This is a genomic window from Flectobacillus longus (assembly GCF_030056705.1).
Taxonomy (GTDB): domain Bacteria; phylum Bacteroidota; class Bacteroidia; order Cytophagales; family Spirosomataceae; genus Flectobacillus; species Flectobacillus longus.
The window spans coordinates 66135-82091 of the sequence record NZ_JASHIC010000023.1 but is presented as its reverse complement, the minus strand read 5'-3'; the positions used below and the strand labels follow the sequence as shown (position 1 = coordinate 82091).

Here is a 15957-nt window from a genome sequence, read left to right as displayed (position 1 = left end):
GCATTCTAAAATAACTAATACACTAATAACAGCTAACTTTTTTTACTTATCTGAAGTGTTCTGAAAATATCTACGAAGAAAAAGTAAGTTTAGATTTGGGAAGAAATAAATAACTGTAGAAACATATAAAAAACAAAAAGCGACACAGTCAGACTGTATCGCTTTTGAAGAAGGCATTGTAAAGCAAATTACAAAACAGCTTCGGCCAAAACTAGCACTTTGTTGTTAACTACTTCAACCACTCCGCCGTCGATTGTAAATTCTTGCTTATCAGCCATCAAAGTGCCTTTACCCAACGTAGAAACGATTGGGGCGTGGTCTTTCAAAATTTGGAAAGAACCATTAGTTCCAGGCAAGGTTACCACTGATACTTCACCAGAGAAAACCGTCTTATCCGGAGTAATAATTTGTAAGTTCATTTCTATAAGAATTTGAAAATTTGAGAAGCTGAAAATTTGAAGAGAATTCAAATCAAAAATGTGTCAATTCTGTTCAAACTGACACATTTTCAAATTTCCAAATTATTTAGCTGCGTCTGCCAACAATTTCTCACCTTTAGCAACTGCATCTTCGATAGTACCTACCAAGTTGAATGCAGCTTCTGGCAAGTGGTCATACAAACCATCAATGATTTCGTTGAAACCTTTGATAGTATCGTTGATGTCTACCAACGCACCCTTCAAGCCTGTAAATTGTTCAGCTACGAAGAATGGTTGAGACAAGAAACGTTGTACACGACGAGCACGAGATACAACTAATCTATCTTCTTCAGACAATTCGTCCAAACCAAGGATAGCGATGATATCTTGTAATTCTTTGTAACGTTGTAAGATTTCTTTCACACGTTGAGCAGTATTGTAGTGTTTGTCACCCAATACGTCAGCAGAAAGAATACGAGAAGTAGAATCCAATGGGTCTACCGCAGGATAGATACCTAACTCAGCAATTTTACGAGACAATACCGTAGTAGCATCTAAGTGGGTAAATGTTGTTGCAGGAGCAGGGTCAGTTAAGTCATCGGCAGGTACATATACCGCTTGTACTGAAGTAATTGAACCACGTTTTGTTGAAGCAATACGCTCTTGCATCGCACCCATTTCAGTTGCCAATGTTGGTTGGTAACCTACGGCTGAAGGCATACGACCCAAAAGGGCAGATACCTCAGAACCCGCCTGAGTAAAACGGAAGATGTTGTCGATAAAGAAAAGGATATCACGTCCTTTACCTTCGCCATCACCATCACGGAAGTATTCAGCAACTGTCAAACCTGACAAAGCAACACGAGCACGTGCACCTGGAGGCTCGTTCATTTGACCGAAGATAAACGTAGCTTGAGATTCTTTCAAAGCTTCTTCATCTACTTTGCTCAAATCCCATCCGCCTTCTTCCATTGAGTGTTTGAAAGCATCACCGTATTTTACGATACCTGATTCAATCATCTCACGCAACAAGTCGTTACCCTCACGAGTACGCTCACCTACACCAGCAAATACAGAAAGACCTTCGTAAGCTTTTGCGATGTTGTTGATAAGTTCTTGGATCAATACAGTTTTACCTACACCTGCACCACCGAACAAACCGATTTTACCACCTTTTACATAAGGAGCAAGCAAGTCAATTACCTTGATACCTGTAAATAAAACCTCAGTAGAAGTTGCTAATTCTTCAAACTTAGGAGCATGACGGTGAATAGGCAATCTTGTAGCAGATACTGGTTGAGGAATACCATCGATTGCTTCACCTACTACGTTAAACAAACGTCCTTTGATAGCGTCGCCAGTAGGAACAGAAATAGGTTGACCTAAGTCAAATACTTCTTGACCTCTCTGAAGACCATCTGTACCCTCCATTGCGATTGTACGTACACGGTCTTCACCTAAGTGTTGTTGTACTTCAAGGATAACTTTTGTGCCGTTGGCTTTCTTAACCTCCAAGGCATTCAAGATTGCAGGAAGCTTAGAGCCTTCGCCTTCGAAGCTTACGTCTACAACCGGACCGATTACTTGCGTAACCTTTCCTTTATTGACTGCATTTGCCATTTTGTATTGTGATTTTGTTATCTGATTATCAAGTGATTAAGCAAAGTGTGAATTTGCTATACCGTTTCGGAGCGCAAAATTACTCTGTAAATCTCAGATAACCAATTGTTGTTTTTGGATTTTTACCAGTTTTTTTGCTGAAAAGGTATAGGTTTTGTTGAATCTTATTTAGTTTGGCTTCTATCGCCATCCTGCTTTTTTTACAGCACACTCTTACTTTTGCCATATTTTTCCTCCTCAATGTTCCAAAAAAATCTATTTATTTTAGATAAATCGTTTTTTGAAGAAGTTTGGCAAAAAAAATTAGCCCAAATTTTCATCTTTTCAAAATGAGATTTTTTTTCGAAATTTTCCAAAAAAAAAATCCTCGAACAATTCAAATTCAACTTACTCGTTTATTGACTTTGACTAATTAGCTCGATTTTTAAGGTACACGTTCTAAAGAATTCGTTGTATTATTGCGCTACTAATTCGACCAGTAGTGGTTTAGCATCATTTTATTCCCTCAAATTCATGAATCATTCTTTCGCTTTTTGGAAACATTGGCAAAAAAATACTCAGTGGCTTTTTCTCTCTGCACTCGCTCTTCTACTGGCTAGCTTGGTTGGTTTGGCCTATTACTATGTCAATTATCTAGAAAATGTCATTCATTGGGACATCTTAAGCGAACTAGATGATATTACCATCAGCCTCGACCCAGCCCAAAGTGCCGATGGAATGTTGCATATTCCTAGCAAAGCATATATTATTCGTGAGCAGTTTTTGGCTTCTACTATGCGTATTAATATAGAAGCATCTTGGATTTTTACTATTTTAATTATTGTCGCATTTTCATTAATTCATACTGGAATTACCTTCATTTCTCGTACTTGGTATTTAATTTTTACAGGATTAAGTGTATTTCTTCTTATGACTCTACAATGGGATTTGTTTCTCAATCGTACAGGAAATTGGGTAGGATTCGGTATAATTCTTGGTTTTGCGGGCTTGAGTTACTTTTTTCATGCCTTCAAACGAAATACCTCAGCCCTCATACGTTTTATCGCTTTTGTAATATATTGGCTTGTAATAGGAAGCATTTTGATTAAACTATCTTCTTATTTAAGTGCAATTACTCACTTTTCTACTCAACTCATTCCCCAAGTTTTTATTTTGGGTGCTCTATTTGCCTTTGGAATTGCTTACGAGATTCCCAAATGGTTTGTTTTTATCAGTACACGCGCTCAAGGCTCGCAAAATCTACTCAATTTTGTGGTACTTACACTGATTTATTGGATTAACATACTGTTGGTTTTTCTTCACAACAACAAAGTAATCGATTGGGATATGCTTTATCTCAATCCATTTCTGCTATTTGGAGTATCTACGATATTAGGGATTTGGAGTATCACTGACCGTATGATTTTGGCAGCAAAGGTACTCAACCACGAGTTTGCTACAGCCTTGATATATATTGGTTTAGCAATTTTAAGTATCTCAGGAATTTTTTATGCTTTCGCAACCGCCAATGACCCGATGATAGAGGTCTGGGAAGACATTATTACCTATTCCAACTTGGTTATGGGTATGCTATTCCTGTTGTATGTACTTTCTAATTTTTATGGACTTTTCCAACAAGGTTTACCCGTTTCGAAAGTATTATACAAGCCATTGAGTTTGCCTATTTATGTATTTCGTATCATGGCGTTGATTATTTTGGTGGCATTGTTTTCAATGAAATCATTCTACACGCTTAATCAAGCGGTGGCATCCTACTATAATTCATTAGGTGACCATCAAGTTGCAAATCATGATTATCGGTTCGCAGAGGTTGCATACAAACAGGCCTTAGGAGCAGAATTCAGAAATCATAAAACCAACTACGCTCTTGCGAGCTTGGCACTCTTACAAAATGACAACGAAACCGCAGCCATTTATTTTAAGAAAGCTTTAGCCAAAAACCCTTCACCTTATGCTTACGAAGGTCTTGCTCGCTCTTTCTCTGACCGTGATCGCTTTTTTGACGCTATGTTTACCCTCAAAGAAGCCAGTAAACTATTTCCTCAAAACACTGAAATTCTTACGAACTTAGCGTATCTCTATAACAAAGCAAAACAACTAGATTCCAGTTTGATTTATTTAGAAAAAGCTCAAGAGTTTTCTAACAATTCCCCTATTACTGCTAGTAATTTGGTAGCATTTTGGGCAAAAAATGGTAAACTGGCTACTCAAAAAGAATATACGCAACAGCTCAAAGCAATTGATTATCCAAGCTATCAGGCCAACGCACTTGCTCTTAAACTAAGTACGCAAGCTCAAGCTGAGGTGGTTCAGGTTTCAGCCAACCAACAAAAAGCCTTGGATGTATCTACTTTTGCTTGGATTTACAATGCGGCTTTATTTCAGAAAAGTCTTGGCGCTTTGATTCCGCTACGTGACTTCGCACAAAAAGCCGAAAATGACCAATATTCAGAAGATTTAGAATTTGCCCATGCTATGCAACAATTCTACAAAGGTGACAAACAGCTTACTTTTGAACAATTACAAGCTTGGGCAAGCTCAGATACCAGTTCAAGCAAAACACAGTATTACCAAGTGCTGTTAAATACATTGGTCAAAAAAGAGAGCACCAGCGACACCTTTTCCGAAAATATTGTAGATGCTAAAGCTGCTCAGTTGGCAATATATCAGCATCCTCTCAATGAAAAAGTCTTGGAAAAAGTGAGTGTTTTTTATAACAATAATAAAAAACCGGAAGAAGCTTATCGCATCTTAAATAATGCGTTAAAATGGCGAAAAGATAATTCTGCTATCTGGCAAATGTATATATTACAAAGCCTTTCGATTGGAATGGGAACTTATGCCAAAGATGCCTTGAAAGAACTTCAAAAACGCTTCCCTACCGATTATCAGCGTTTTCTGCCTCAATATCAAGCTAAAATCGCTCTTATCGAAAAACAAAGTGCTAGTTTTCAATAAATAACTATGTTTGTTTTAGGAAAAAAGCTCAAGTCTCCTTTTACCTATTGTATGAGGAGTTTACTTTCACTTTAACCATTCAAACATTCATGAAAATTATTGAAACTACCAATATTTCAAAGCGCTATATCATGGGCGAAGAGGTAATAGACGCACTCAAGTCGATTTCTATTTCTGTCAACAAAGGAGAATATGTGGCATTTATGGGACCTTCGGGTTCGGGTAAATCTACCTTAATGAATATTGTTGGCTGTTTGGATACACCTACTTCGGGACAATATATTTTGAATGGACAAGATGTGAGTAAAATGAGCGATGATGCTTTGGCAACGGTTCGTAACAAAGAAATCGGCTTCGTATTTCAAACCTTTAACCTATTGCCTCGTCAGTCTTCATTGGAAAATGTAGCTCTGCCATTAATTTATGCAGGTTATTCAAAAGCCGACCGTATCGAAAAAGCGATGCTCGCTCTCAAAGGAGTTGGTTTAGAAAACCGTGCAGGTCACAAACCCAATGAGCTTTCAGGTGGTCAGCGCCAGCGTGTGGCTATCGCCAGAGCCTTGGTTAACGACCCTTCTATCCTACTTGCCGATGAGCCAACAGGTAACCTTGATAGTAAAACCTCTTATGAAATCATGGATTTGTTCGACCAATTACACTCAAAAGGCAATACGATTGTAATGGTAACTCACGAAGATGATATTGCTCAATACGCACACCGAATTTTACGTTTGAGAGATGGCTTGGTAGAAAGTGACAAGGTAAATCCAGATGTCCGTAAGGCAAAAGGCATGTTTTAGTAGCTGATTTTGTCCATTTTCATGGTGTACATTTCATAAAAAACAAAAAAGGAGAGTTCCAAGGAGCCCTCCTTTTTTGTTTTTTATGAAATTCTGAGATAATCACAGATATTTTTTGAAAAATTTTACATTTTTAACAATCTGAAATACAAATACTTGCAAATTATTTTTAAAAATTTTAAAAATTTCTTTCTCAATAGTTTGCATTTAACGTTTCAACTCCCTAATTTTGCAACCCAGTAACAAACACAAAAACAACACCGCAGGATGGAGCAGTAGGTAGCTCGTTGGGCTCATAACCCAAAGGTCGCAGGTTCGAGTCCTGCTCCTGCTACAAGGCAAAGACGAGCTAGTATGGCTCGTCTTTTTATTTTTTAATAATTTATCGTTGTCATTCCATAGGGAGCTGTATCGCCCGATACGGTAACTCCCGAGCATCATCAAAACACTCATCATTAGGGAATTTAGAAAACAGTGGTTAATCCATTCTAAATCCTGGATAGAGTTTTCTTATCTTGTACGGGACTCCATTAACATGACAAGGGTAATCGTGGACTAGTCATGGAACAAATCAATCACAAAGCTGGCTTTGTCAGCATTATTGGCAAACCCAACGTGGGTAAATCTACCTTAATGAATGTTTTGGTAGGTGAACGTCTTTCTATCATCACTTCCAAAGCCCAAACAACTCGCCATCGTATTATGGGGATTTTGAATGGACAACATAATGGAGTAGATTTTCAGTTAGTTTATTCTGATACTCCAGGCATTATTTTGCCTAAATACGAGCTACACAAATCTATGATGAGTTTTGTGCATAGTTCTTTAGAGGACGCAGACATTATTTTGTTTGTTACTGATATTTTCGAAAAATATGACGAAGATGATGTAATCAACAAACTAGCACGCATCAATCATGTTCCTGTACTTTTGCTAATTAATAAAATTGATTTGGCAACAGAAGAACAAGTACAAGAAAAAATTGCTCACTGGCGTGAACGTTTCCCAACGCAAGCAATTATTCCAATTTCGGCACTTAGTCAAAAGAATATAGGCTCTATTTTTGATACTATCGTAGACAGTCTTCCTAATCATCCTCCATATTTCGAAAAGGATGAATTGACAGATAAGCCAGAACGCTTTTTTGCTTCGGAAATTATTCGTGAGAAAATTTTCAAAAACTATAAAAAAGAAATTCCCTACTCTTGCGAAGTTGCTATTACAGCATTTAAAGAGGAAGATCATATTATCAGAATTTCATCAGAAATCTACGTGGAGCGTGTAACCCAACGTGCCATTATTATTGGTCACAAAGGGGAATCTATCAAAAAAGTTGGAACCCAAGCTCGTGAAGAATTAGAGAGATTCTTTGGTAAAAAAGTGTTCTTAGAACAATTTGTGAAAGTCGAACCAGAGTGGCGTTCGAAAGCCCAAAAGCTCAAGCAGTTTGGCTATAGCCAAGATTAATGAGCACAAGTAGTCGTGCTACTCTCCTATTTTGACGAAAGGCTTTAGGTAATCAGTCGAAAGTGTCTTTTTTTAAATACTGACTGCCAATAACCAACAATCCAATTAGGATTTTAATGACCTTCGTGTCATAGATTTATTTTTAACCAGAGGTGCTCCATTTCTAACAACCTTCTTGCAATGACAAGCTCGACAGGATGAATTGGGGAAACAGCTCAAACAACCAACAAAATGTCAAATATCTTAGCGATTGTAGGTCGCCCAAACGTGGGTAAATCTACATTATTCAACCGCTTTATCGAACAAAAGAAGGCGATTATGGACAACGTATCTGGTGTAACTCGTGACCGTCACTACGGTTTTGGCGAGTGGACAGGTAAATACTTTACCGTTATTGATACAGGTGGATACGTGCACGGGTCAGAAGACACATTCGAAGGGGCAATTCGTGAACAAGTAGAATTAGCTATCGACGAAGCAGATGTGTTATTATTTGTAGTAGATTGCCATTCGGGTATTACCGATTTGGATAAGGATTTTGCCAATGTATTGCGTCGTTCAAAAAAGCCCGTTTATATCGCTGCCAACAAAGCAGATACATTCGAAAAAGGCTTGACAGCAGTAGAGTTCTATGAATTAGGCATGGGCGAACCTTTTGCTATTTCTGCCGAAAATGGTTCGGGTACAGGCGATTTACTAGATGGCATTGTAAGTCATTTTAAAGAAGAAGGCGTTGAAAATCCTCATCAAGATATTCCTAAAATCGCTATTTTAGGTAAACCGAATGTGGGAAAATCTTCATTCTTGAATGCTTTATTAGGTAAGCAAAGAAGTATTGTTACTGATATGGCAGGAACAACACGCGATGCAATCGACAATCACTATACCTTGTATGGAAAAGAGTTTATCATTACAGATACAGCAGGGATTCGTCGCAAAGCCAAAATTGATGATAACTTAGAATATTACTCTATTCTTCGTTCATTAAAAGCGATGGAAGAATGTGACATCGCAGTTGTTGTGATTGATGCCACTACCATTGACCCTCTTACGGGCTTGCAGGCACAAGATATGAACATCATTTCGATGGCCGACCGTGCGAAAAAAGGTATTGTATTAATGATTAACAAATGGGATTTGGTTGAAAAGGATTCTATGACGTCAAAGCGTCTGGAAGATGCTATTCGTCAGCGTTTGGCTCCTCTCAATTATATGCCAATGATTTTTACCTCGGTAAAAGATAAAGTACGTATTTTCCAAGCTGTAGAAAAGGTATTAGAGGTGTACGAAAACAAAACGAAGCGTATTCCAACATCTAAACTAAATGATGTTATGCTTCAAGTAATCGAAAACTACCCTCCTCCAGCATGGAAAGGTAAATACATCAAAATTAAATACTTGACACAATTGCCAACCAAATCACCAGCTTTTGTGTTATTTTGTAACTTACCACAGTACATTAGAGAAAGTTATGAACGCTATTTGGAAAATAAAATGCGTGAGCACTTTGATTTCACTGGAGTTCCAATTCAATTATTCTTTAGAAAAAAATAAGAAAATGACAATCAGCTAAAACTGATAGAATTGTCTTTACGAATATGGCTTACAATTGTACTTTTATCATGACACTCTGGCTCAACAGTTTTCTGTTGTAGGAAGGTTTGTCATGGGTAAAAAGTACTACTCAAAAGAGTCTTTCTGCATAAGGAAGGCTCTTTTTTGTTTTGCGATAAGCGTAAGAGTCTTTCATAACTAAACTAATTTCTTATCGCACAAAGTTTACAAACTAGATGAAAACAAAATCAACCCACAAGTCCAGTTATTTCGCAGGAGTAATTCTTGTTTTTGTAGGTGCGGTAGCCTTTGCTGGTAAGGCCGTATTGGTACGATATAACTATCTACATTATCACGTAGACACTATTTCGCTACTCGCCCTTAGAATGCTTTTTTCGGCACCATTTTATTTGGGTATTTTGGTATTCAAAAACTTAAAAGATACACAAAAACCAAAACTCAGCAATAAGGAGTGGATAACAATGATACTAATCGGTATTGTAGGCTATTACTTGGCTGCATTATTTGACTTTTGGGGCTTAAACTACGTAACAGCCAGTGTAGAAAGGTTAATTCTCTTCTTGTATCCAACGATTGTAGTTATTGTATCAGCTATCTTTTTGAAAAAGAAAATTACAAAAATCCAGTATTTAGCTTTAATTGTCACCTATCTAGGCGTTTTTTTTTCTTTTATTCCTGATTTAAAAATTGGTATGCAAAAAGATTTACTAGTAGGATCATTTCTAGTATTTCTGAGTGCTTTGACTTATGCTTTATATCTAATTGGAAGTGGAGAGATGATTCCTAAGATTGGCTCTTTACGATTTACTTGTTATGCTATGCTGATTTCAACAGCTATTGTGATGGGACATTTCTTTCTGACCAATCATCCTAGCTTGTTTTCATACCCTAAAGAAGCCTATCTGCTTTCTTTTGTGATGGCATTATTCACAACGGTGATTCCTTCATTTATGATTTCAGACGGTATTAAAAAGATTGGTTCAGGAAATGCCTCAATTATTGGTAGTATTGGGCCTGTTGCCACGATAATTATGGCAAATGTGTTTCTAGCCGAACCTATCAGTATTTGGCAAATAGGAGGTACCATAATAGTCCTAATAGGCGTGTTGATGATTTCTGTAAAAGGAAAATAAAAATTATATGTAGAAAGGGTAAAGTAGAAGGAAACGTATCTATCAAATACTATTTCTTTTACTTTACCCTTAGCTTACTCGTTTTAGATATTTATTATCTACTTTAAAAAATCTATATTTAAGCGTGCAATCATTCCTTTTCCTCCTACTGCCCACACGTTATTTCCAACAATACTGATAGCATGAAATGGTGTTTTATCAATCATAATCCAACTTTTACCAAAGTCTTTCGAATAGCTTGTACCTGATGGTCCAACAGCAACAAGGATTTTCTTTTGCAAAATAGCAACTCCCTCCTTCAAGCCAACAGGGTTTGTATTAGCTTCTAAGTGCCAAGTTTTGCCTGCATCTGTAGTAACCAATACGTTAGGTAAGTCTTTTTCAACTTCTAAATAATCCCCGCCTACAGCTACACCATGATTATTATCCCAGAACCTCATTCCAAATAAACCCGATGCTTTACCTGCAGGAACAGGGGTATCTATTACCTCCCAAGTTTTTCCTTGGTTCAAAGTTCTAAATACTCGTGCCGACTCAGCTCCACCAGTACAGATATAAGCTTGTTTTTTACCTACGGTAACCATACTTGTCCCTGAAGCTGCAAAGGCTGCCTCAGTGCCTTTGTTGGCTGGCAAATCTGTTGTAGTTAATTTTTGCCAAGTTTTACCAGCATCAATCGTTTTGAGCAAGTACCAATGCCCTTCAATAGGATCTGAAAAAACAAGCCCTGTTTTTTTATCCCAAAAGTCTATTCCATCAAAGAACACGCCCTTCTCTTCTGTTTGGAAAGCTAAATTCCAAGTTTGTCCAGCATCCTCAGTACGGTAAATTTTGGCAGCACCTTCAGAGGCTTCGCCAGCACTCACAATAATCGCTTCGTTTTCGTTGAAGGCATAAATGTCTCTAAAGTCTAGTTTCTCAGCATTAGCAACCTTGGTTACTTCCCAATGCTGTCCGCCATCTGTAGTTCTTACAATTGTGCCTTTGCTACCACTTATCCAAACATTCTTTTCAGAAACAGCATGTACTGTTCTGAAGCTAGCGGTTGTATTAATATTTTGTTGCACCCATTGAGCCTGCGTTACAACATAAGAAAATGACAGAGATAGCGATAAGAATAATTCTTTTTTCATAAGGTTTGTTGATTTGTTAAAGTTTCCATAAAAGAAAAGCCCCATCACTCATAGAATGACGGGGCTTTTCTGGAAATATTTTGATTATCTGTTAACAATAAGACGTTTTGTCAATTCAAAACCATCTGCTTGGAAACGGAACAAATAAGAGCCTTCTGGTTGGTTTCTTAAATCTACTACTACTTTACCTGTAATAGTAGGAATTGAACCTGTATAAATCAGACGACCAATCATATCATAGATTGAGAAACTTACTTTGTTATAATTCTCCAATGTTTCTACAGTCACTAGACCATTACTTGGGTTTGGATATATTGCTAGTCCTTTCAATTCTGGCTCTTCCTTGAAGGTATAAGCCTTAGAATAATCAGTATAACAAACCAATGTGTTTAATGGAGCAGGTACAGTATAAACTACTTTTCTACGAGCCGAATAGTCACCATAACGATTAGCTTTGATGCTTTCTTCTACAAATGTTAATACTTCAGAGCCATATTTCCACTGGTAATCTGTACCATCTGGGAAATTAGTAGCTTTCAATGTAAATGCACCATCTTTTGCGATACTAGCGGCGCTAGCACTAGGACTTTCTTTTACTGTAACAGTAATAACATTTGAACGAGCAGATACACAACCATTACCATCTTTTGCAGTTGCAGAATACTGTCCTGATAATTTTACAGCATCAAGAACCTTACTAACTAAGCCTGTATTCCAAGTAACTTCGTTTGAACTAGAAGCTGTCAATCTTACGCTATTTTCTTTTGTATAGTCTGTGATGTCTCTTGAACAGAATGTTATTGCACCTTCTGCTGTAACCACTGGGGCTGCTGGAAGAGGTAATACTGTCACTGCTGTTGTATCTGACAATGGCGACACACAACCTCTAGGGTCGATGACTCTTACGGCTGCTTTAGTGGTTACTTTCACTGTTACCGAGCGAGTAGTATCATTTGTTGTCCATTTGAATCTTGTTGTTTCTCCAGAAGCTAAAACCGAAGATTCTAATACAATACTTCTATCGGCGCAAACTTTCACTAAGCCATCACCCTTAACAGTAATTGTTGGTTTGGCAGGCAAAGCATATACTGTTACACGAATTGCGTCAGAAGTTGGAGACAAACAACTGTTTGTATCACGAACTGCCACTGTGTAAGAACCAGATTTAGTTATTTTGATACTCTTAGTTGTTTCACCAGAGCTCCAAGCATATTTACTTTGAGTTGACGACGTTAAGTTTACACTAAAGCCATCACAAAATGCTAATGGTCCATCAGCTGAAATAATTGGTTTTGCAGGGTTAGCATATACTTTCACAATTGTAGTATCAGAAGTTGGCGACACACAACCACTTGTATCTATTACTTGTACTGCATATTTACCTACGGTACTAATACCTTTTATGCTAGCAGTTGTAGCTCCAGTATTCCACACATACTTATATCCTAAACTAGATGTCAAAGTCAAAGTATCTCCCACACAGATACCCGCATTTTTCTTCGAAGGGGTAATTACTGGTTTTGCAGGAACATTAAGCGCTTTCAGGTTGATAGGGTTCGACAGCTTTGAATAACAAGACTGACGGTCTTCAATAGTTTGTACCTGAATCTTAGCAGTTTTATTAAATTCTATAGTATTCTTTTTTCCCAATGAGTCTTGGAACACACCATTTACATACCATTTATAGTAAACAAATCCATCACTGCTAGCCTTTAAAGATACTTTCTTTCCTTGGCAAAACACTGAATCACCAGTAAGAACAGGTGGTTGTTGGATTTCAATAAATAATACAAATATGTCATTGCTATATTGGACACCTGCAGGCGTAGGGCAATTTCTAGAAATAGCCTTTACCAAATATCGTCCTGTAAGGTCAATTGCAATTTGTGGAGTTCCTTGTCCTTTTGTATTAGCAGAAGTCACGCCGTCCATTCCATCACGATCCCAAATGTATTCAAAACTAGGATCTGTAACAGTAGAAGCTAAGCGAACTTCTTCTTTATTTTGACCTTGACATGTTTCGTAGTAAGTAAAACTTCCTGTATTAACAGAATATACCTGAGGCTTAGGAGGAACCTTAGCATAAGGAATATTCACCGATGCCGATGGTAAGCTGTACACTGAGCTTTCTTCACATTTGGCATAATAACTTGTATTAGAAGTAATACGATTTTCGAGGTATGCACCTGTACCAATCTCTGAGTTATTCGAACTGTTATACCAGTGAACTGTTCCTGAGTTACAATTCTCAGCAATCAAGCCTACATAAAGACCTTCATCACTTGGACTAAGCTCGTACCCACATTTGAGTACCTTAAAAGTTGCATAAGGAGCAACAGGTGCTGCATCCTCCAATGCTTTTGGCTTCTTATTGGACAAGACTCCGCCTTCTGTCAATGGCTTAGCCCATGAGGTCACAGAACCTACCACTAATAATGCTAAAGCTAAAAAACTGTTGCGAGTAAGGGTGCTCATAAGTTAACAAGTATTTAAGAAACGATATTAGGTTAAGATTACTCATCATGTGCGAATCAAATTCAAATGAGTAGTGTTTGAGTATTCGCAAAAGTTGCAATTAAATAGCTAAACACTAAGTAAATTTAAGGGATGAGTAATGATATACCATAGAAAAAAAGGTAAACTTTTTAAACGGTATAATGGTTATTTACTTCCTTTTTAAGAAGTTTCCCATCAAACTTTCTCTACTGTTTAGGGCTATTCTGTTTTCAACTTACTACATAAAAGTATCTCAACCCTTTACACAATGCTTTTAAGTTGATTATGAAATATTTAAGATTTTATTGAAATAATAATCGGCTTCTTTTTTTGATTTTTACTTAGCTCTTAGGCGCGATGCAATAGATTGGTTTTCGAAATATATCGAATTTTCGACAAACATATAAGAAATAATCAACATTTAATAGTTTAATTTTTCGATTAGTCCCTTTTCTTAGACAAAAATGATTCATATCATTCCTGCTTATTTCAAGTATTACTTAATTCTGCGTAGCTAATTTAATCTACGATGGATTCATTTTTTTTGTAGCTGTTAATTTGAAATAGTTTTGTATATTTGAAAAAACATTAACCATTTTATATTTTTTATAAATATTTTAAGTAAAAATGCTTAATTCTATGAAATTATGAAAATTAAGAAACTTCCAGTAGCTTCTCAGGCATTTGAGTATCCGTTGTTGATTAAAAGTATTTTGGCTTATTCTACAAAGCTAGAACCCAACCGAGAAATAGTTTATCGTGACCTTATTCGATATAATTATATCACACTCAATCAACGTGTAGCGCAATTAGCAAATGTGCTTTCATCAATGGGAATAGATGGTGCTTCGACAGTAGCTGTTTTGGATTATGACTCACACCGTTATTTGGAATGTTTTTTTGGTATTCCAATGACTGGAAATATACTTCATACCATTAATTGGCGACTATCTGCTGCGCAAATCTTGTACACTATCAACCATGCAGAAGATGCTCTCATTATTTGCCATCTTGATTTTTTACCATTGCTGGAGTCTTTGGCATCTGAATTATCAACGGTAAAAGGTGTAATTGTATGTACTGACGGTCAAATAATGCCACAAAGTAGCAAACTACCGATTTTGGGTGAATACGAAACATTATTGTCCCAAGCGTCTTCTGATTTTCAATTTCAAGATTTTGATGAGAATGCCGTTGCAACAACTTTTTATACGACTGGTACCACAGGCAATCCTAAGGGTGTATTTTTCACACATCGTCAGCTTGTATTGCATACGCTTGCTTTGTGTTTTACCTTCGGAACGGTAGATGGCGCATGCAGATTCAATAGTTCTGATATTTATATGCCTTTGACTCCGATGTTCCATGTACACGCATGGGGCTTTCCTTATGTGGCCACTATGGCTGGTGCCAAACAAGTGTACATCGGAAAATTTGAACCTGAAGTTGTACTAAAGTGCTTTGTAAAAGAACAACCCACTTTTTCACATTGTGTGCCTACTATTTTACAAATGTTTGTATCGCACCCAGCTACCCAACAAATTGACTTATCCAAATGGAAAGTTGTAATTGGAGGTTCAGCTTTACCTAAAGCCCTTGCAAAAGCGGCATTGCAACGAGGCGTAGATGTTATAACAGGATATGGAATGTCTGAAACTTGTCCAATTTTGTCCACTGTTTATATGAATGCTGTGGATAAGATGAATCCAGATCTTGATTTTCAAGTAGAAGCACGTACTCGAACAGGTACTCCTTCTGTATTAGTTGATTTAAGGCTTATAGATTCGGAAGGGCAAATTATATCATCAAATGGTGAAGATATTGGCGAAATTACTGTACGAACCCCATGGCTAACACAAGGGTATTTTAAAGATTCTGAAAAATCTGAAGAACTCTGGCGAGATGGTTGGTTACATACGGGTGACGTGGCTTCTCTTAATGAAGCTTATTCTCTAAAAATCAGTGACCGCATAAAAGATGTGATTAAATCTGGTGGTGAATGGGTAAGCTCGATAGATCTCGAAAATATGATTGGCACACTTGATGCTGTTCAAGAAGTAGCTGTTGTAGGAATTCCTGACGAAAAATGGGGCGAACGACCTTATGCCCTTATTGTTTTGAAAGAAGGAAAGAGTTTAAGCAAAGAAGAGCTAAAAGCACACATGAAGCCATTTGTTGATGCTGGAAAGATAACTCCTTGGACCATTCCTGATGCAATTAATTTTACGACAATGATTCCCAAAACCTCTGTAGGAAAAATCGATAAAAAAGCCATTCGAGCAACGATTGATACGGTTTCAACCTAAGAGGTTCCAAAAATGTTTTATATAAATGCTTGATTACGTAAACCTTGTTG

10 protein-coding genes and 1 tRNA gene are annotated in these 15957 nt (G+C 37.2%); 7 read left to right on the top strand and 4 right to left on the bottom strand.

Translation table 11 applies throughout. The features are described from left to right. Nucleotides 1-188: 188 nt before the first annotated feature. Nucleotides 189-419: an ATP synthase F1 subunit epsilon gene (atpC, locus tag QM491_RS17335; protein WP_095160701.1), complete on the bottom strand. Its 231-nt coding sequence runs from the start codon at nt 417-419 to the stop codon at nt 189-191. Between the two features lie 102 nt (nt 420-521). Then, nucleotides 522-2039, bottom strand: coding sequence for a F0F1 ATP synthase subunit beta (gene atpD, locus QM491_RS17330; RefSeq protein WP_283328838.1), 1518 nt, complete (start codon nt 2037-2039; stop codon nt 522-524). A gap of 513 nt (nt 2040-2552) precedes the next feature. Here atpD and QM491_RS17325 point away from each other — a divergent pair. From QM491_RS17325 to QM491_RS17300, 6 genes are all read left to right on the top strand, one after another. Then, entirely contained in the window at nt 2553-4997 is a 2445-nt protein-coding gene (locus QM491_RS17325) for a hypothetical protein (protein WP_283328837.1), read from the top strand. An 89-nt stretch (nt 4998-5086) separates the two neighbouring features. Then, on the top strand, nt 5087-5797 hold the full coding sequence (locus tag QM491_RS17320) for an ABC transporter ATP-binding protein (RefSeq protein WP_283328836.1): 711 nt from the start codon (nt 5087-5089) through the stop codon (nt 5795-5797). Between the two features lie 261 nt (nt 5798-6058). Continuing rightward, nucleotides 6059-6131 (top strand) — tRNA-Met (locus QM491_RS17315). Nucleotides 6132-6358: 227 nt separating this feature from the next. Next, nucleotides 6359-7264, top strand: coding sequence for a GTPase Era (gene era, locus QM491_RS17310; RefSeq protein ID WP_283328835.1), 906 nt, complete (start codon nt 6359-6361; stop codon nt 7262-7264). A 231-nt stretch (nt 7265-7495) separates the two neighbouring features. Then, nucleotides 7496-8818: a ribosome biogenesis GTPase Der gene (gene der, locus QM491_RS17305; protein ID WP_283328834.1), complete on the top strand. Its 1323-nt coding sequence runs from the start codon at nt 7496-7498 to the stop codon at nt 8816-8818. A 236-nt stretch (nt 8819-9054) separates the two neighbouring features. After that, entirely contained in the window at nt 9055-9972 is a 918-nt protein-coding gene (locus QM491_RS17300; RefSeq protein ID WP_283328833.1) for a DMT family transporter, read from the top strand. A 98-nt stretch (nt 9973-10070) separates the two neighbouring features. On the opposite strand, the gene QM491_RS17295 is transcribed toward QM491_RS17300, so the two are convergent. Continuing rightward, nucleotides 10071-11105 carry a WD40/YVTN/BNR-like repeat-containing protein gene (locus QM491_RS17295; RefSeq protein WP_283328832.1) on the bottom strand — a complete coding sequence of 345 codons (1035 nt, stop codon included), beginning with the start codon at nt 11103-11105 and terminating at the stop codon, nt 10071-10073. An 84-nt stretch (nt 11106-11189) separates the two neighbouring features. Beyond that, nucleotides 11190-13580: a T9SS type A sorting domain-containing protein gene (locus QM491_RS17290; protein WP_283328831.1), complete on the bottom strand. Its 2391-nt coding sequence runs from the start codon at nt 13578-13580 to the stop codon at nt 11190-11192. Nucleotides 13581-14248: 668 nt separating this feature from the next. On the opposite strand from QM491_RS17290, the gene QM491_RS17285 reads away from it, so the two are divergent. Beyond that, nucleotides 14249-15907 carry a fatty acid--CoA ligase gene (locus QM491_RS17285; protein WP_283328830.1) on the top strand — a complete coding sequence of 553 codons (1659 nt, stop codon included), beginning with the start codon at nt 14249-14251 and terminating at the stop codon, nt 15905-15907. Nucleotides 15908-15957 lie beyond the last annotated feature (50 nt).